Origin of the sequence: Amycolatopsis sp. NPDC051071 (assembly GCF_040682875.1) — a bacterium.
GTDB lineage: Bacteria > Actinomycetota > Actinomycetes > Mycobacteriales > Pseudonocardiaceae > Amycolatopsis.
This window is the reverse complement of sequence record NZ_JBFBBY010000017.1, coordinates 53850-72178: the sequence shown is the minus strand read 5'-3', so window position 1 is coordinate 72178 and position 18329 is coordinate 53850. Positions and strand designations below refer to the sequence as shown.

Below are 18329 nucleotides of genomic sequence, written 5' to 3'. Positions count from 1 at the left end.
TGATGAGCAACGAAACGATCGGCGGTTTCGCCGGTAATCCGGCCGAGGCGTTCACCCCACCGGCTTCGAGCGGCTGTTGCGGCACTGTGCCGTGCCGGTGAGAACAGGCGCAGCGACTCCCAGCCGCGGATCCAGGCGCCACCCGGTTCCGGCTGGGCGTCGAGGATGACGAAGTCCAGCCCGGCGCGGCGCAGGTAGTAGCCAGCGGCGAGACCGGCCTGGCCGCCGCCGACGACCACTACCTGAGCGGAATCGCTCATTCGGCGGGAACTTTGGCGGTCCAGCGTTTCCGCAGCCAGAGGCTGACGTAGACCAGGGCCACCAGCACGGGTACCTCGATCAGCGGCCCGACGACCCCTGCCAGTGCCTGCCCGGACGTGACGCCGAAAACCCCGATGGCGACGGCGATAGCGAGTTCGAAGTTGTTGCCCGCGGCGGTGAACGCCAGCGTCGTCGTGCGCTCATACGACAGCCCGGAGGCCTTGCCCAGCAGATAACCGCTGACCCACATGACCGCGAAGTACACCAGCAGCGGCAACGCGATCCGCGCGACATCCAGCGGGCGGGAGGTGATGTTGTCGCCCTGCAGGGCAAAGAGAATCACGATGGTGAACAGCAGACCGTAGAGGGCGATCGGACCGATCTTCGGCAGGAACTTCCCCTCGTACCACTCGCGGCCCTTGCTCCGCTCCCCGATACGCCGCGAAAGGTAACCCGCGGCGAGAGGAATGCCGAGGAAGATGATCACGCTCAGCGCGATCTCCCACGGCGAGAAGTCCAGTGTCGTCGTGTCCAGACCCAGCCAGCCGGGCAGCAGGTCGAGGTAAAACCAGCCCAGCACGCCGAACATGATCACCTGAAACACGGAGTTCAGCGCGACCAACACGGCAGCGGCTTCGCGGTCCCCGCAGGCGAGGTCGTTCCAGATGATCACCATCGCGATACAGCGGGCCAGGCCGACGATGATCAGCCCGGTCCGGTACTCGGGAAGATCCGGCAGCAACAGCCACGCCAATGCGAACATCAGCGCCGGGCCGAGAATCCAGTTGAGTACCAAAGAGAGTGCCATCGTGCACTTGTCCTTGGTGACGGTGCCGAGCTGGTCGTAGCGGACCTTCGCCAGCACCGGATACATCATCAGCAGCAGACCGAGCGCGATCGGCAGCGACACCTGGCCGACCTTCACCGCGTCCAGCACACCCTGCAGACCGGGGATCACGCTGCCCAGCAGGAGACCTGCCCCCATCGCGACGATGATCCAGACGGGAAGGAAGCGGTCCAGAAAGGACAGTTTGTGCAGGACGTCGGCGTCGGCAGGGCCGCCGGCCTTATCGGCGGTTTGGGTCACGGTGCAGATCTCCTGGTTCTCAGAAGCGGAAAAGTTCAGGCGTCGAGGATTTCGGCGACCAGACCACGGACGCGGCGATCGATCTCGTTCCTGATCGGGCGAACGGCGTCCACGCCCTGCCCGGCCGGGTCCTCCAGCGGCCAGTCGAGGTATCGCTTGCCGGGGAACACCGGGCAGGTGTCACCGCAGCCCATGGTGATCACCACATCGGAAGCTTCGACGTCCTCGGTGGACAGCTTGCTCGGCACCTCGGCCGTGATGTCCAAACCCCATTCCGCGAGCGCCGCGGCGACGGCCGGGTTCACCTTCTCGGCGGGCTCCGAGCCAGCGGACCGGACGGTGATACGTCCGAGCGAGTAGTGCTGCAACAACGCGGCGGCCATCTGCGATCGGCCCGCGTTGTGAACACAGACGAACAGCACTTCAGGCGTGCGGGTCATGCCCGTCTTCCTTTCCTCTGAGGAGATGTCAGTCGATGAGTTCGTCGAGCAGGTACCGGACGCGGCGGCCGATCCCGCTGGATCGAACTCCGTCGATGCAATTGAAGAGCTTGGATCGAGCTTTGTCAATTCAGCGGGTATGGTGGACAGTGGCACACACCTACACACCTGGCACGGAGGAGGGCACGTGGCGAGCGAGAAGAGTCGCACCCGGAAACCGGTCGCCGTCACGCTGCTCCTGGCCGAGCCCGCGGCCGTCGTCGACGCAGGTGAGGCCGAGGCAGCGGCGAAGCTGTTCAAAGCACTGTCCGACCCCATCCGGATCCGCCTGCTCTCCCTCATCCGGTACTCCCCCGGTGGCGAGGCTTGCTTCTGCGACTTGGCCGAAGACTTCGATATGCCTCAGCCGTCGCTGAGCCATCACCTGCGTGTACTGGTCACCGCCGGCATCCTCGAGAGAACACGACGTGGCACGTGGAGCTGGTACAGCCTGCACCCTGAGCCGCTGGAGACTCTCAAGACCTTGCTGCGACCGGGTGGCCCGCTGGCTGACCGCAGGGCGCCGATCGTCACGCCGAAGGGCGTCTAGCGGGTCAGACCGATATCTACGAGGCGCGCCGTTCGAGCAGGACAGTGTCGTGCCAAACGCCGTCGCGCTGAGCGATGCGTTCCCGGATGCCGACCGTGCGGTAGCCGGCCGCGTGATGCAAAGCGATTCCGGCGCGGTTCTCAGTGAAGATCGAGGCCTGCAGGGCCCACAGCCCGGACACGCCGGCCTGCATGACCTGCGTTCGGATCAGCGCCTTCCCGACGCCGCGGCCGCGAGCGCCGTCTGCGACGTAGATCGACGTCTCGGCGACTCCGGAATAGCACTCCCGCGCCGATGACGGCTCAGCGGCGGCCCAACCGGCCACCTTACCGTCGAGTTCAGCAACCCAGCGATGCCCTGGCAGCCACTTCGCATCCAATGCAGAAGGGCTCGGCACCGTCACGTCGAAGGTCGCAAGGCCGGTAGCCATCCCCTCGCCGTAGATCCGCCGGACCGCTGTCCAGTCATCCGCGTGCAACTCGCGGACCGCGACGTCGGCACGTACGTCGTCAGCCGGGCGGGATGGGCGCGGGGCCAGCAACCCCATGACCGCGTCAGCAGCGTGCGGGAGGCCGCTGCAGCAAGCCTGGTTGGCCGTCGCCACCGTGGCGGTACCCACCTTGCGCAGGTGCAGGAATCCGACGTCGGCCAGCTTGCGCACATGATGCGAGCACGTGGATTGACTGGTGCCGAGGACCTCGGTCAGCGCGCCGACGGTAAGGCCCCCAGGTGCCGTAGCCACTGCGTGCAGCAGCTTGACGCGCATCGGCTCAGCCAGGCACGCGAACCACTCGGAATAGGTCGCGGCCTCGGGCTCGGGCAGCAACTGGTTGTTCGAGGCAACCGTGGTCATGGCGAAAGTATCGGCCACAATCAATCATCACGTCAATCGAATTCAGTCGATACATTCCTCCGCTGCCTGAATGACACCGAGCAGGTCGCTGATTAGATTAATCTTTGATTAGAAGAATCTCTCATCAGCGATTGCCCGCCACGACGAATGGACTTCAGGAGACTACGACCCGATAACCAGCACTGATGGCAACCTGCACACAACCATTCAGCGACACCGCTTGCAGGTCAGAGGCGCACACCGCTGCACCGAATGGCCCTTGTACCCGGCAGCCGGCCGCGATTATCATCGCGAAAGTCAATGACATCAACCTCTCATGATGATACTGGGGCTTTAACCGAGGACATGGCACCAAACATGCCCTCGTCCCGCCGCTTGACCATACCTGTCGACCGGCGCCTTCCTTCCATCGGTGAAATGGGACGCCCGCCGAGGTGTGCCTGCGAGGGGCGATTACATGCGAACTGCCCGAGCCTTGCTAATGGTCACGGCACTGTTGGTCACGACCGCCTGCTCGACCAGTAGGGACAGCACCGCGTCCGGGAGCACAGGCAACTGGCCACAGAAGATCGTGTTCGCCGCGACTCCCAGTGGCGAAGCACGGACCTTCAACGACGATTTCGGTCCTTTCGTCAAGGCGCTGTCGGACGAAGTAGGCATCAGGGTGGAGACCTTTCAGGCCGCCGACTACGCCGGGGTGATCGAGGGCATGATCGCCGGTACCGTCGACGTAGCCCAGCTTGGCGCGTTCTCTTACGCCCTGGCTGTACAGAACGGCGCGAAGATCGAACCCGACGGTGTGCGGATCCACACCAAGGGCGATCAGCTCGGCTACGTGATCTACGGGCTGGCCGCCGCCGGCAGCCCTATCAGCTCGCTTGGCGACTTCCGCGGGAAGACGGTGTGCTTCCCCGATCCGGCCTCCACCACGACGCTGATCCCGATGTTCGAGTTCGACAAAGCGGGACTGAAGGTGGACAAGGACTTCACCCGGCTCACCATCCCGACCGGAGCGACGATTCCCCGGACCGTGCGCCGGGGCGACTGCGCCGTCGGACTCGCATCGCAGGCCCAATGGGAAACCGCCATCCGACAAGGCGACATCAAACAGAACGACCTCAAGGTCGTCTGGCAGGTTCGCGCACCCGGCTCACCTCTGGCGACCCGAAGCCAGCTTCCACAGGACTTGCGCGACAAGATCCGCACCGTCGTCAACCGGCTCAATGCCGAATACTTGGAGCAGAAGGGCTACTGCTCCGGCGTCAAGTGCCTGATCAGTGCCAGTGGCGACTTCGGCTACCTGCCGGTGGACCACTCCTACTTCCAAGTGATCTGGGACGCCTGCAAGACAACCCACGTGGACAGCTGCGGCTCGATCGGTGGTGGCTGATCCGCAACGTAGGTTCACCTGCCCGAAGTCCCAAGGACGGCGAGGCTTTCCTCCCAGCCGGAACTCGTCCGGTGCCCGGCGGCAGGCTGGCGCCACCGTGGACTCGGACGCGGGTGACTGTTGTGGTCATCAGCCTGATCTGCGTCGTCCTTATCGTTCTCAGCACACGGGCGATCGGAGTCGATCCGCAGCGATTCATCGACGGCTGGTCCGACCTCGGAAACCTGCTGACCCGGATGACGCCGATCAAGCCGCCCAATCCGGCGACGATCGCCAAACCGGTCCTGGACACGCTCATGATCGCGGTGGCCGGTACCGCGCTCGCGACGGTATTCGCCCTCCCCCTCGGATTCCTGGCCGCGACGAACACAGCGCCGTTCCCGGCAGTCAGGACGGTGGCACGGGCGATCATCCTCGGCGCGCGGGCAATCCCCGATCTGGTCTACGCCCTGATCTTCGTACGCGTGCTCGGCGTCGGAGTCCTGCCCGGCGTGCTCGCTATCGCGGTGTACTCGACCGGGATGATCGGCAAGCTGTTCGCCGACGCGATCGAGGAGGTGGACCCGCGCGCTCCTCAAGCGATCGATGCTGTCGGCGCCAGCCGGCCGCAGGCGATCGCGGCCGGCGTGGTCCCTCAGGTCATTCCCTCGTTCGTGGCCACTGTGCTCTACCGCCTGGACATGAACGTCGCAGCGTCCGCCGTGCTCGGCTTCGTCGGGGCCGGCGGAATCGGCTTCGAGCTGTACAACACCCTGCGCACCCTGCAGTATCAGCGCGGAATCGGCATCGCGTTGGTCGTCATAGTGCTGGTTGTGGTCGTCGAGCGCACCTCAGCGGTCATCCGGTCGAAGATCGTCGGGCACGACCTTGTCCGCCCCGCACGCAGACGAGCCCGCAAAGAACGGGTTTCGCCGGTACAGAGGGTACCTGCGGCCTCGGCTCCAGCCGTGCCATGGACCCGATCCCGATTGCTCCGGGTGTTGACCGTGGGCGTGGCGATCTCGCTGATCGTTACCAGTTTCTCCGGGTTGAACATCGGTCCAGGGACCTTGGTGAAGGCCCTGCCAGACCTGTTCGGCGGCCTCGGAGCCTTCTTTCCTCCGGACTTCGCGTCCGTGTGGGAGCAGTTGCCCACCGCGATGCTCGAGACGCTGGCCATCGCGGTGACGGCGACGACTCTCGCGACGTTCCTGAGTCTGCCGGTGGCCTTCCTCGCTGCCCGCACGATCAGTCCACACCCTGCGGTGTACCACGTGGCCAGGGTGATCATCGTCCTGGCCCGCGGGCTTCCCCCGCTCGTACTGGCGCTGGTGTTCATCTCGGCATTCGGCCTAGGCCCGTTCGCAGGCGTGATCGCGCTCGCGCTGAGCTCCGTCGGACTGACCGCGAAACTCATGGCCGACGCCGTGGAACACGTCGGCGTCGGGCCGGGAGCCGCACTACGGTCGGTTGGCGCCACCCGCACGCAACAGGCTGCCGGGGCAGTTCTGCCGCAGGTGGCGCCGTCGTTCGTCGCCACAGTTCTGTTCACTCTGGACAGCACCATCCGATCGTCCACAATTGTCGGCATCGTCGGCGCGGGCGGAGTCGGATTCCTTACGTACCAGTCGGTTCAGACTCTGGAGTTCCGCACGACCTCGGCGGTGCTGATCGTCGTGTTCATGACCGTGTTCGCCGTCGAAAGGGCATCGGACGCCATCCGGAAGAGGATTCTTTGATGGAGCAAGCAGTTGAACTCGAAGGCCTCACCAAGCGGTTCGGTGCTCAGACCGCACTCGACGACGTGTCGTTTCGCCTGCCTCCGGGCCAGCTCCTCGGCGTTGTCGGTCTGTCCGGCTCGGGAAAGTCCACCCTGCTGCGCCTGCTCAACGGGCTGCACAAACCCACCAGCGGCAGGGTCAGAGTGCTCGGAGTGGACGTGGCCGATGCCCGCAGCAGCTCGTTGCGGGCGCTACGCCGTCAGGTCGGTTTCATCTTTCAGCAGTTCAACTTGGTCGATCGGGTCAGTTGCCTGGAGAATGTTCTGTCCGGCGCCCTCGGCAGACTGATCGGTCCTCGTTTGGGCGTGGGGATGTACTCCAAGACGATGCGCCAGGAGGCGGTGGACCACCTCGAGCGCGTCGGGCTTGCTCACAAGGCCTTCCAGCGGGCGGACACGCTTTCCGGCGGCGAGCAGCAGCGAATCGCCATTGCCAGGAGCTTGATGCAACGACCGCGGCTGCTGCTGGCGGACGAGCCGGTCGCCTCGCTCGATCCCGAGTCGTCCGTCGAGGTGATGGACATCCTGCGGCGGATCTGCACGGAGGAGCACTTCACTGTGGTGTGCAGCCTGCACCAGGTCGAGATGGCACTGGGCTGGGCGGACCGGGTGATCGGCCTGCGCGCCGGGCAGGTGGTGCTGGACAGTCCATCCGCCGGCCTGACCAAGGCTTCCATCATGCGGATTTACCAACGAACTCCCATAGCCGACGTCGCGCGGGGTTAGCCGGTCATCCTCCCCAACGCCGGACACGGCTCGGCATCACGCTCCTCGCTTCCACAGCTACGCGGCCACGACATCCAGTGGTCTTCCTGCGCCATCGACGCCGCCGCGGATCGAGAAGATGACCATGGCTCCGGCGCCGATCAGCCAAAGGAACACAACGACGATGTATGCGGCGGTGATGGAAGCGTGGGTGGCGACGAAAGTGATCAGGGTGACGCCGAACGCGGCGCCGATCCGGCCGACCGCGACCGAGAATCCCACGCCGATACCCCGCAGCTCGGTGGGGAACAGTTCGCTGGCGACCGGGTATGCCGCCATCCCGGCCCCTGTCGTCAACCCGTTGGACAGCATGAACGCGACGAGTACCAGTCCGACGGATCCCGTGCTGCTTGCGCCCGCCAGTAGCAGCACGGCCAGCCCTGCCGTGGTGTAGAACCAGATGATCGTTTTGTGTCGCCCCAGAGAATCGATCAGCAGGGACATCACGATTCCCCCGATCAGCGCGCCTACGCTCCCGAGGATGTAGAACACCGGGATAAAGCTGTCCGCGACGTGGATCGCCGGCAGCACGATGAGCGGCATGAAGGCGTTGATCCCGTAGGCGCCAAAGGCTTCTGACAGATTGAGCACGCTGCCCAGCGCCAGCCGTCCAGGGCATCGGCGCATCAGTTCGGCTACCCCGTTGCGAACCTTTGTCGGCGGAGGCGCGTCCACTTGCGTGTCCGCGGGTGGCCCGGCTCCTCCGGAGGCCTCTTCCATTCGCCGGACGATCGCCTCGGCCTCGGCGTACCGGCCTTGACTGGCCAGCCAGCGCGGTGATTCGGGGAGGCGACGGCGGAAAAACAGGACGAGAAGCGCGAGCACGCCGCCGAGAATGAAGCCGAACCGCCAGGACACAGCTGCGGACAGCGCAAGAACGTTGAGCAGGAAGAACGCGAGCAGGCCCGCCAAGATCGCGCCCAGCGGCCAGAAGTTCATCACGGTGGCGCTAGCCTTGCCGCGGTAGCGGGCGGGCATGAACTCGGTGACAGCCGCGCTGATGACCGGATACTCCGCGCCGACGCCGAGAGCCGTCACGAAACGGAGCACAATCACAGCCCACAGGGTCGGCGCGAGCCCGGTCAGCACGGTGAACACCACGTACCACAGCAAGGTCAGCACGAAGAGCCGTCGCCGTCCGAACCGGTCGGCAAGCCGCCCGCCGACCAGCGCGCCGATCATCACCCCGATCAACCAGGAAAAGATCACAAACTGCCCGGCCGCGTAGTCCGCTTGGAAGTGTTTGTCCAGCGGGCTGATCACACTGCCGACGAGGTTCACTTCGAGCGAGTCGAACATCCAGCCCGCACCCAGTGCGAGCAGCACGACCCGGTGCATCCGCCCCCATCGGAGCCGGTCCAGACGAGCGCCCAACCCGGCAATCGAGGAAGCGGCATCTGCTGTCACGATATCCTCCAGGTCCCCCAGTGAACTGAACCCTGAACCGGCAGAAAGGACTCAGAATAGCCACCGGCGCAATATGGTCAAGCAATAGATTCGATTGCCTGATTAGCCGGATCTTTAAATAGTCAAAGCTCGAATCAATAATTCATACAGGTCAAGCCCGTCATTGAACGAACTCTGGTACAACACCGGCCGCGCTGCCGATCGCCCTGCTGCCGGAACGTGGCCGTGACGGTCAGCCCGATACCGAGGCCGAGGTGTCCGGTTCGACCTCAGAGGCGGCACTGCAAGTGGTTTGCGCATCGGCGGCGGCCATCGGATGGCCGGGGTCCATGGGGCGCAGGTCGCAGCCCATCTTCTGGTGAAAAATCTGCAGAGTGCCGAACGCGAACTCGATAGGGCGACGCCAGCCGGCCCAGCACTCCGGCGGGTAGGCCCAATGCTTCGCCTTGACCTGCGTGTGACAGCAGTGAACCGGGCCTGCCTGAGTCACCTCGCGCCAGTTGAGCTCGGCAGCGCGGGTGATGATGGCGTCGAAGGCGATCTGGGTGGCGTCGGCCTCGTCGCGCATGTCGATGCCCACGTGGTCCATGAACGGTTTGGGCAGGATCACCGCGCCCTCGACGCTGTCGTCCTGGGCAATCGGGATCGAGGAGAAGATGAAGTTGAGTCCGGCATCGGTGGAGTACTTGATGTAACCGGGTTCGGCGTTCTCCGGGTGATAGCCCAACGCGACCAACTCGTCGTGCGGCAGCGCATCGACGTCCTCGACCTTGACGTGGGCGTGTACGGAGTCGGTGTACTGCAACGTTTCAGCGAACGGGAAGGTGTTGTCGAGCACCGAGAGCACCTCGGCGTGCTCAACGTCGTTGACGAGCTTGAGCGCCTCGACATCCGCGAGCACGCGATCGACATGACGGCCTTCGAGGTCCACGATTGCTCTCCCCACCGAATGTTGTCCTGCTTCTGACACCGGTCGACGCGCCTATACGATCCACGGGACTCCGGTGATTCATCACAGTAGAAGTGCCACTCGCGCAGGTCAACAAGCATCGGTTCGGCGATCGCGGATTCACCGAGTTGCGCCATTCGCACCGCACACCCGCACCTTTTGCGGCGTCCGGAGTATTTCACAGATTTGAAACTTCTTTATATAGCAATTCATCGAAGCAAAGGGTGCATGATGACCAGTTGACCACTTGGATGCCGCTATCTAAGCTCACGAACGAGTTCACCGCTGCCGTGCCGCAAAGGCGCTCGCGTAGAGATCGTTGGCGGCCCGACCGCGTCTACCGGCATGTCGCGACGATGTGCTCGGTTCAGTTTCCACTGATCAGTTTCTTGCCCTGATCGCCATCGAGCGCCTCATCAAAGGAAGCAGCACATGGCAGCCGCTCACCAAGACTTTTCCGTGACACAGTCACGTCCCGCTGTCCATGCCCCTCCCGCGGCCGCAACTATGACCGCGCGGGTCGTAGCCGAGTTCACCGGCACCGCGTTGCTGCTCATCGCGGTCGTCGGCTCCGGAATCCAGGCGCAACGCCTCTCACCTCAGGACACCGGCCTGGCGCTCCTCGAGAACTCCATCGCCACCGGAACCGCCTTGGTGGCGATCATTCTTGCCGTTGGACGGATCTCCGGTGCTCACCTCAATCCCCTTGTCACGGTCGCTGACGCCGTCATGGGTGGCATCTCGTGGCGCGCGCTCGCGCCGTATGTCCTTGCCCAATTCTGTGGCGGCGCCGTCGGCGTGGTCCTGTCCAACCTCATGTTCGGACTGCCGGCCGTCGAGATCAGCCAGAAGCAACGCAACTCCCCCGGGCTCTGGCTGGCCGAGACCATCGCGACTTTCGGACTGCTCCTGGTGATCTACGGAGTTGTCCGTTCCGGCCGGGCCGCCGCGGCTCCGTACGCTGTCGGTGCCTACATCGCCGCCGCGTACTGGTTCACCGCGTCGACCAGTTTCGCCAATCCGGCCGTCACCCTCGCCCGAACGTTGTCGGACACCTTCGCGGGAATCCAGCCGGCGTCCACCGGCCCGTTCGTCCTCGCCCAGGTCCTTGGCGCCGCCCTTGCGATCGCCGTGGTCCGCCTGCTGTACCCGCGGGTGATCGACCAGCACTGAATCGAGAAGCGCGGCTGTCCTAGGCGGGTTGTTTCCGCAGGCCCGTGAAGGCCACCACGCTGGCAAGGATCACCAAGCCAGCCAGGATGTACAAAGCAAGCTGGAAACCGTCGACCAGTGCGTCGGCAGGTGCGACCTGAGGAATCCTGGAACCGAGTGTGGCGGTCCGGCTGGCAGCGACCGAGACCAGCACGGCGACACCCAGTGCGATGCCGAGTTGGAAACAGGTCTGCCGCACTCCCGCGGCGAGCCCTTGTTCGTGGCCGGCGACCCCCGACGTGGCAGCCAAGGTGGAGGTCACCATGGTCGCCATCATGGCGAGGCCCATCGGCAGCAGTATCAGGCCGAAGACAAAGACGTTCTGATCCGTCGACATCTGCGAGGCGACAAGCGCGATGAACAAGCCGGCCATGAACGTCGCGGTCGTGAGCGACGTACGGACGCCCAGTCGCATGATCAGCCGGCCGAGCACTGTTCCGAAGAGGATGTTCAGCGGGCCGATCGGAGCCACGATAAGCCCTGCTTCCCATGGCGTGCGGCCCAGTACCTCCTGCAGGTACAGAGTCACCAGCAGGTACGCGGTACCTGAGACGAAGCCGGCGACGACGGTGACGATGTTGCCCGTTCGCAACGACTTCGACCGGAACAGCCCCAGCCGCATCAACGGCTCAGAATGGCGAGTCTCGACGACAAGGAACGCCGCCATCAGGGCGAGGCCCACGGCCAGCGGCACGAAGAATTGCGGGGACGTCCAGCCTGTTGACGCTCCCTGGGTCGGCGCCACCACGAGCAGCGCGACACTGGCTGTGATCAGCAGTCCGCCGAGCCAGTCGATCCGGTGTTTCACGACAGCGACGCGGGGAATGAAGCGGGGCGCGAGGGCGGCTACCGCGACGCCGATGGGCACTGTCACAAAGAAGACACCACGCCAATGGAATGCGTCGACAAGGAGCCCGCTGAATACCAGTCCGCTGACGAAGCCGAGTGCGGTGGCGATTCCGAATTTGCTCATCGCGCTCGCACGCGCGGGGCCCTCCGGCACCGACGCGGTCAGCAAGGACAGCGCGGTGGGCGCGATGGTCGCGGCTGAGAGACCTTGCAGAACACGGCCGACGACAAGCATCGTCGGGTTTTGGGACAACGCGCAGAGCAGCGACGTCACCGCGAACGCGATCATTCCGATGATGAACAGGCGCCGCCGACCGATCAGATCGCCGAATCGCCCGGCCAGGACGAGGGCTCCACCGAAGGCCACGTTGTACGCGGTGACGACCAACTGCACGCCGGCCGAGGAGAAGCCGAGCTCCTGCTGAATATGGGGCAGTGCCACGGCGACGATGGAACCGTCCAGCGAGACGAGGTACTGGGCACCCAGGATCAGTGCGAGACCGAAGCCCAGCCGACCCGCTTTCGCAGGGCGATCACTACTACCCGGCGCCTCGTGTCCCGAGGCCAGTTGTGCACCACCGGGAGGAGCGCCGTCGAGGCCGCTGGAAGGGCGCTGATCCATGAGGATTCCCTTCTGACAGGAATGGGCCGCGCTGAGGCGCTGGACCGCTCGGCCGTCGGCAGCAGGCTGGTCAAGAATCGCTCAGCGACGATCGTGAATGCTTGCGGGCAGGCAGAAATTTCTGGGCTGACGGGCGGCAGTTCGACGCGAATGGCACCGCGCGACGCCTGCGACATCAGCGATGACCTCCTGACCGTCCTCGTGGTGCTTCCGTAGATCGTGGCACAAGTCGCACGCTGTATCAACAATATTTGTTAATATCAATCACCGTCACTGATGGGCGCGCGGATGTTCTCACCCCCGCCCACGGAGCCCGACTCGCCCAAGGAGCCGACCGCATGACAAACCCACCCGCCCATTCGCCCGCGAGCAGCGCTTCAGTCCGGCCGGAACCATGCGATGTGGCAATCGTCGGCGGCGGCGCCGGTGGTCTCAGCGCGGCGCTCGTCCTCGGACGCGCCCGGCGGTCAGTGGTGGTGATCGACGCAGGCGAACCACGCAATGCTCCCGCCACTCAGCTGCACGGATACTTGACGCGGGATGGCATGTCGCCACAGGCGTTCCTCCTCGCCGGCCGCGAGGAGATCGAATCCTACGGCGTTCAGCTACGGCGAGGGCAGGTCACCACCGCGGTCCCCAGCACCGGCGGATTCACCTTGACCTGCTTGGACGGGTCGGCGATCACGGCTCGGCGGCTGATCCTGGCCACCGGCCTTGTCGATCGACTTCCCGATCTGCCAGGACTCGCGAAACGATGGGGCAACGACGTGGTGCACTGCCCCTACTGCCACGGCTGGGAACTTCGCGACACACCCACCGCGGTGCTGGCCAGCTCGGCCGAGGATCTCATGAAAGCTCTCGTGGTGAGCCGGCTAAGCGGTGACACCGTGCTCATCCAGCACGAGTTGACGGACGCCGAATTGACTGTTCAGGCGCGACGACGGCTCGCGGCGGCACACGTCGACGTCGTCGACGCTCGAGCCAGCGAAGTGCTGGTCGAGAACGACGCCCTGACAGCGGTTCGACTGGCCGACGGCCGCATGGTGCGGTGCCGCGTGCTCTACATCAGTCCACGATTCGATGTCAGAGACGAAATCCTCCGACAGCTCGACGTGGACATGCACGAGACCAAATTCGGCCGGTACCCCGTCACCGACGAAACAGGCAAGAGCAGCGAGGACGGGCTTTGGATCGTGGGCAACGCCGCGAGCGCCACCGAGCAGGTCGTCCATGCGGCAAGCGGCGGCTACAAGGCAGCCCAGGCAATCAATACTTCACTTCTCGTACAGGACCTCGATCACAACGCCTGACGCAGGATTCCACAAAACCGAGACCAACAAGGTCAGCGCAAATCCGACTATTTCGACTTCCTTTGATTTAGAGCTTCTTCTATTCAAATCGCGGTCATTGTCACGATCTTCGAGCCGGGATATGGTGAAATTCGCCCAAAATTAAGTCGGTGTTCATGACAATCACAGTGTTGATTCTCCTCATCGGACTTTCGGCAGCAAACGGCAGCAATGACGTACCCAAGGCGGTGGCGACGCTCGCCGGCGCCGGGGTGACCAAGTTCCGGACGGCGATCTTGTGGGGCACGGCAACGACCCTCGTCGGATGCCTCATCTCACTCCAGTTGGCAGGCAAGATGACGGCACTGTTCTCGACCGGCATCGTGGCGGCAAGCCCCAGCGCCGCCTTCACCGCGGCCGTACTACTCGGCACCGCGAGCTGGGTGGTGCTCGCGACCATCCTGCGGCTGCCGGTTTCCACCACGCACGCTCTGGTCGGGGCACTGATCGGCGCGGGAGTACTCTTCGCCGCCAGTTCGGTTCAGTGGAGCGCATTGCTTCCGAAAGTGGTGCTGCCGCTGCTGTTGAGCGTGGTCGTCGCATACGTCCTGTCGCTCGGGCTGGCCTTGCTCTCGCGTGTCGTGAGCTCACCGCCACGATCCGGCCGGCGTGCACATGGACCCGGTGCGGCCACGGCGGCCGAGATGGCACCCGAAGGGCAGCAGACCTCTGGAACGCCTTCCGCCGTCGACCGCGTCCTCGGCGTCGCCCACTGGGTCACCAGTGGTTTCGCCTGTGCTGCCCGCGGCCTCAACGACACACCCAAAATCGTTGCCATCGGAGCATTCGCTCTCGTGCCGGCCGGATGGCGACCGTGGCAGATACTCCTCGTCGTGACCGCGGCCATGGCTGCCGGCTCGCTCGTCGGAGGACTCCGGGTCGCCGAAAGACTGGCAAACGACGTCGTCACCATGAACCATCGCGAGGGATTCTCGGCGAATCTCACCACAGCCGCGCTGGTCGGACTGGGCGCCGGAGCCGGCCTGCCGATGTCCACCACCCATGTGTCCACGGGCGCCATCGCCGGAAGCGCAGGCAAAGACGTGGGCCGCATCAACGCGAAGACCATCCGCGGCTTTGCCATCGCCTGGGTTGTCACACCGCCGTTCGCCGGACTCGTCGCAGCAGGCGCCTATGCCCTGATTCAGTGAACGGCAGACGCCTTGAGAGGGAGCCGGCTACGGCTGCGGGCCGGCCGGGGCCGTGCTGGACACCATCGACTCCAGACACTGCGCAAGGCACGCGAGCGGCGGGGCGCAGACTTCGTAGATGTTGCTGCGGCCGCGCGCCGTGGCGACCACGATGTCCTGCTCACGCAATAACCGCAGATGATGACTGACCAGTGCTTGACTCAGCTTCAGCGCGGTCTGCAGTTGCTTGACGGTGCGTGGCTCGCGCACCAGGAGCAGCACGATCTCCAGCCTGACCGGGTCACCCAGCGCTCGAAACAGCGGAGCCCACTGGCCGGCGATCTCGCGCGGCGCGTCATCAAGTGACAGTAGCGTCAGCTCGGCAGAGGGCATGGAAGTAGTTAAGCACTCTTCGAAGCAAGTAACAACAACGATCGCTGATAATAGCAACGCGCGACCACGCCAACGAGCAACAACGACCACTGCTAACACAAGCATTTACTGTTGAAACTCACGATCGTTCGTGCCACAATCAGGCCGAGTCGGCAGCACTGCGCACCAGCCGCACGGGTCATGCGACGTCCATCGCGCACCGCCGGGCCGCTCTGGTGCGCCGCGTTCTCTTTTCGCTACTTGGCACGAGGGGATGATCGTCCATGTCGATCCTTGATCCTGCTGTCTTCCGCGACACGCTCGACGTTTTCGTCGACCACAAGTTGTTGTCCAGCAACGAAGCTGACCTCGTCGTCGCGTTGCTGGAACCCACATTCCCCTTTGCCGAGGCGTTGTCCATCGCCGACTCCGTGCATGTCCAGGTGAAGATCGATGACCTGGGAGTGCTTCCGCACGGCGATATCGTCCGCTCGGGAGTAACCAGCCAGCGCAAGACCCCAGGATTCCAGAAGTACGGCTACGCCAACGGACTCGCGGTCATCTTCACCAGCGGCCCCATCGCCGAGGACGATCTTGTTCCTGGAGCTGTCACCCGGCCCACGCCGTTCGTCGATCATCTCGGCATCGACCTGCGTGAGGAGTCGCCCCAGTCGGCCGGCATCTACGCCGCGCTGGGCGAGCGAGCCACGGATTCGGGCTGGCGCACCGTTCGCCAGGGTGGTCCCGACAGCCCGGTACGCGGTTGTTACTGCGAGGTCAGCGAGAAGAGGTGGGTATACCCGCCGACAGGTACCGACGAGAAATACCGGCCCATCGAGTTCGCGTTCGGAGAGCTGCAAGTCTTCGGCGAGGACGTGGGTTGCGACTACCGTCCCATCGATCCAGGACATCCTCTGGCCGACCTGGTCCCCGCTATCGCAGGTCGCGCCGATCAGTCCTGTTGACGACGGTGGGTTCTCGCGCGGTTGACGTCAGCATCGAGCCATCGGACAGTCGAGAGGATTTCACGTGCCGGAGCCCACCCCCCAGCTCAAGGTTCTGCCAGAAGACTGGGAAACCGCGATTGCCATCGTCGCCCATCCCGACGACCTCGAGTACGGCGCCGCGTCAGCGGTAGCGCACTGGACAGCCCAGGGCAAGAAGATCGTCTACTGCCTCGTGACCAACGGCGAAGCGGGCATTGACGGCATCGCCCCCGAGAAAGCCCGCGTGATCCGCGAGGACGAACAGCGCGCGTCGGCGGAAAAGGTCGGCGTCGAGGTCGTGGATTTCCTCGGCTTCCCGGACGGGATCCTGGAATACGGACTCCCCTTGCGACGCGCGATCGCTCGCGAGATCCGCGTCCACCGGCCGCAGGTCGTGCTGACCAACAACATCCGGGACAGCTGGGATGCCGCACAGTTCGGCATGGACGGCTCGCCGGTGAACCACGCCGACCACATTGTCACCGGCCGTGCGATCCTCGACGGCGCCCGTGATGCGGGCAACCGCTGGGTCTTCCCGGAGCTGCTCGAAGAAGGCCTCGAACCCTGGGGAGACGCTCGCCGCATCTGGTCAGCCAACTCGCCCCAGCCCACCCACGGCGTCGACGTCACCGACTCTCTGGACCGCGGTGTCGCATCGTTGCGAGCCCATGCGGCGTACATCGAAGGGCTCGGCGACCCGAACTTCGACGCCGCCGAATTCCTCGAAACCATCGGCCGCAATGCCGGATCCAAGTTGGGCTGCGAGTTCGCCGTGTCCTTTGAAGTGCTGCAGTTCTGAGACCGCGGCCTTCGTGGTCGGTTTCGGAAGTTCGCCGATACCCACGAAGAACTTCCGAACCGACCACTTAGCAACGTGCGGAGGTGGGCGCCCGCAGGTCCAGCAGCTGAGGGCCCGCTCCATCGCCGCAAGCACTGTCCCCGGCCTCGCCGCAACCAGCGACGATGCCGGGTTCTCCGCACGCGTTGCCTATCGGCAGTGCCAGCTCTACCCGGGTGGCGGCATCGTGGTCACCTGCCAGCGCCGCGGCGACCGAGCGGACCTGCTCATAGCCGGTCATCGCGAGGAATGTCGGCGCGCGGCCGTAGCTCTTCATCCCGACCATGAAGACGTCGGGCTCGGGCTGGGTCAACTCGCGCACGCCGTGGGGAATCGCGGTCCCGCAGGAGTGCACAGCCGGGTCGATCAGTTCGGCCAGCGCCCGCGGTGCCTGCAGTACCGGGTCCAGATCCAGCCGCACCTCGCCCAAGAACGACAGGTCCGGCCGGAATCCGGTCAACGCCAGTACCTCGTCCACCGGTTCAAGGCGACGGCCGTCGACAGACTCGAGGATCACAAGACCATCAGGACCCTGTTCGACGGCAGCGGTTCGAAATCCTGCCACGACCCGCACATGTTCGGACCGCGCGGCCGCCGTCGCCCGAGATCCCAACGCGCCGCGGGCGGGCAACTGGTCACTGTCAGCCTCGTCAGCCGAGACGGGTGTCTCCCGGCGAAGCAGCCACACGATCTCCGTGCCTGGACATTCCTCGGCCAGAGCTGTCAGCACCACCAGCGCGGTCAGAGCCGAATGTCCGCTTCCGGCGATGGCGATCCGGCGTCCGGCGTACCGCTGACGCTGCGCTGGCTGTGCGAGGTCAGGTACACGGTAAGAGATGCGCTGCTCAGCGGCATGTTCGCCGGGCGCGGCAATGCCGTCGCTACCGAGCGGGCTGGGTGTCGCCCACGTCCCGGAGGCGTCAATGACCGCGCGCGCCAGCGCTACCTCGTCGCCCGTCGGCCCAGCTACGTGCACCGCCAGAGGTTGTTCGCCACGGCCGACGTCGGAGATGCGGTCCTGGCCGCGTCGAGCCACCCCGGTGACGCGGGCTTTGACGCGCACTCGATCGCCCAGCGCCTGCGCCAGGGGGCGCAGGTAGGACTTCAGCCACTCGCCACCGGTGGGATGTACGTCGGCATCGGGATGTGACCAACCAGTCGGCGTCAGCAGCTCCGCCGCGGCAAGGTCGACCAGCTGTGACCAGGGTGAAAACAGGCGTACATGTGCCCATTCCGCAACCGCCGAGCCCGCTTCACTGCCGGCCTCCAGCACCACCGGCTCCACGCCGCGCTTGAGCAGGTGCGCGGCCGTCGCAAGCCCGACGGGTCCAGCGCCGATGACAACGACTGGAAGTTCGGTCACCACGCCACACTCCTGCATAGACAAATCTCTAACCAACACCCACGATCGTATCGACCATTATCGATAGGTGCAAAAGGGCGACGTCACCCTCAAGTGGGACGGGACAGA

17 protein-coding genes and 1 pseudogene are annotated in these 18329 nt (G+C 64.7%); 9 read left to right on the top strand and 9 right to left on the bottom strand.

The genetic code is table 11. The annotated features are described in order from the left end of the window. Positions 1 to 83 precede the first annotated feature (83 nt). From AB0M65_RS08890 to AB0M65_RS08880, 3 genes and pseudogenes are all read right to left on the bottom strand, one after another. Positions 84 to 260: pseudogene (locus AB0M65_RS08890) on the bottom strand (FAD-dependent oxidoreductase); the annotation flags it as partial. After that, complete coding sequence (gene arsB, locus AB0M65_RS08885) at positions 257 to 1348, bottom strand: ACR3 family arsenite efflux transporter (protein ID WP_364023720.1); 1092 nt, start codon at positions 1346 to 1348, stop codon at positions 257 to 259. The pseudogene AB0M65_RS08890 and the gene arsB, both read right to left, overlap by 4 nt. A 35-nt stretch (positions 1349 to 1383) precedes the next feature. Beyond that, a complete protein-coding gene (locus tag AB0M65_RS08880) occupies positions 1384 to 1788 on the bottom strand; it encodes an arsenate reductase ArsC (protein ID WP_364023717.1) in 405 nt (134 codons plus the stop codon). Positions 1789 to 1975: 187 nt separating this feature from the next. Here AB0M65_RS08880 and AB0M65_RS08875 point away from each other — a divergent pair, with 187 nt between their 5' ends. Beyond that, entirely contained in the window at positions 1976 to 2377 is a 402-nt protein-coding gene (locus tag AB0M65_RS08875; protein ID WP_364023714.1) for a metalloregulator ArsR/SmtB family transcription factor, read from the top strand. Between the two features lie 16 nt (positions 2378 to 2393). On the opposite strand, the gene AB0M65_RS08870 is transcribed toward AB0M65_RS08875, so the two are convergent. Next, entirely contained in the window at positions 2394 to 3230 is an 837-nt protein-coding gene (locus tag AB0M65_RS08870; RefSeq protein ID WP_364023711.1) for a GNAT family N-acetyltransferase, read from the bottom strand. A gap of 412 nt (positions 3231 to 3642) precedes the next feature. Here AB0M65_RS08870 and phnD point away from each other — a divergent pair, with 412 nt between their 5' ends. The 3 genes from phnD (at position 3643) to phnC (ending at position 7105) form a co-directional block, all read left to right on the top strand. Beyond that, entirely contained in the window at positions 3643 to 4620 is a 978-nt protein-coding gene (phnD, locus tag AB0M65_RS08865) for a phosphate/phosphite/phosphonate ABC transporter substrate-binding protein (RefSeq protein ID WP_364023709.1), read from the top strand. A gap of 113 nt (positions 4621 to 4733) precedes the next feature. Further along, the gene (gene phnE, locus AB0M65_RS08860) at positions 4734 to 6338 is read left to right on the top strand and encodes a phosphonate ABC transporter, permease protein PhnE (RefSeq protein WP_364023706.1); all 1605 of its coding nucleotides are present in this window, start codon (positions 4734 to 4736) and stop codon (positions 6336 to 6338) included. Continuing rightward, complete coding sequence (gene phnC, locus AB0M65_RS08855) at positions 6338 to 7105, top strand: phosphonate ABC transporter ATP-binding protein (RefSeq protein WP_364023785.1); 768 nt, start codon at positions 6338 to 6340, stop codon at positions 7103 to 7105. The genes phnE and phnC overlap by 1 nt, the downstream gene beginning before the upstream one ends. A gap of 57 nt (positions 7106 to 7162) precedes the next feature. Here phnC and AB0M65_RS08850 read toward each other — a convergent pair whose 3' ends face one another. Next, on the bottom strand, positions 7163 to 8551 hold the full coding sequence (locus AB0M65_RS08850; RefSeq protein ID WP_364023702.1) for an MFS transporter: 1389 nt from the start codon (positions 8549 to 8551) through the stop codon (positions 7163 to 7165). Between the two features lie 232 nt (positions 8552 to 8783). Next, positions 8784 to 9482, bottom strand: coding sequence for a hypothetical protein (locus tag AB0M65_RS08845; protein ID WP_364023699.1), 699 nt, complete (start codon positions 9480 to 9482; stop codon positions 8784 to 8786). A 525-nt stretch (positions 9483 to 10007) separates the two neighbouring features. Here AB0M65_RS08845 and AB0M65_RS08840 point away from each other — a divergent pair. Then, positions 10008 to 10673 carry an MIP/aquaporin family protein gene (locus tag AB0M65_RS08840; RefSeq protein ID WP_364023696.1) on the top strand — a complete coding sequence of 222 codons (666 nt, stop codon included), beginning with the start codon at positions 10008 to 10010 and terminating at the stop codon, positions 10671 to 10673. Between the two features lie 19 nt (positions 10674 to 10692). On the opposite strand, the gene AB0M65_RS08835 is transcribed toward AB0M65_RS08840, so the two are convergent. Further along, entirely contained in the window at positions 10693 to 12183 is a 1491-nt protein-coding gene (locus AB0M65_RS08835; RefSeq protein WP_364023693.1) for an MFS transporter, read from the bottom strand. Positions 12184 to 12584: 401 nt separating this feature from the next. On the opposite strand from AB0M65_RS08835, the gene AB0M65_RS08830 reads away from it, so the two are divergent. Continuing rightward, positions 12585 to 13493 carry an NAD(P)/FAD-dependent oxidoreductase gene (locus AB0M65_RS08830; protein WP_364023690.1) on the top strand — a complete coding sequence of 303 codons (909 nt, stop codon included), beginning with the start codon at positions 12585 to 12587 and terminating at the stop codon, positions 13491 to 13493. 155 nt (positions 13494 to 13648) lie between these two features. Next, positions 13649 to 14683 (top strand): inorganic phosphate transporter, encoded by a 1035-nt coding sequence (locus tag AB0M65_RS08825; protein WP_364023782.1) that lies wholly within the window; start codon positions 13649 to 13651, stop codon positions 14681 to 14683. Positions 14684 to 14710: 27 nt separating this feature from the next. Here AB0M65_RS08825 and AB0M65_RS08820 read toward each other — a convergent pair whose 3' ends face one another. Next, the gene (locus AB0M65_RS08820; protein ID WP_364023687.1) at positions 14711 to 15055 is read right to left on the bottom strand and encodes a metalloregulator ArsR/SmtB family transcription factor; all 345 of its coding nucleotides are present in this window, start codon (positions 15053 to 15055) and stop codon (positions 14711 to 14713) included. 263 nt (positions 15056 to 15318) lie between these two features. Here AB0M65_RS08820 and AB0M65_RS08815 point away from each other — a divergent pair, with 263 nt between their 5' ends. Together AB0M65_RS08815 and AB0M65_RS08810 are read left to right on the top strand one after the other, a co-directional pair. Then, complete coding sequence (locus tag AB0M65_RS08815; protein WP_364023684.1) at positions 15319 to 15999, top strand: hypothetical protein; 681 nt, start codon at positions 15319 to 15321, stop codon at positions 15997 to 15999. A gap of 64 nt (positions 16000 to 16063) precedes the next feature. After that, positions 16064 to 16819 carry a PIG-L deacetylase family protein gene (locus AB0M65_RS08810; protein WP_364023681.1) on the top strand — a complete coding sequence of 252 codons (756 nt, stop codon included), beginning with the start codon at positions 16064 to 16066 and terminating at the stop codon, positions 16817 to 16819. A gap of 67 nt (positions 16820 to 16886) precedes the next feature. On the opposite strand, the gene AB0M65_RS08805 is transcribed toward AB0M65_RS08810, so the two are convergent. Beyond that, positions 16887 to 18221 (bottom strand): FAD-dependent oxidoreductase, encoded by a 1335-nt coding sequence (locus tag AB0M65_RS08805; protein WP_364023779.1) that lies wholly within the window; start codon positions 18219 to 18221, stop codon positions 16887 to 16889. Positions 18222 to 18329 lie beyond the last annotated feature (108 nt).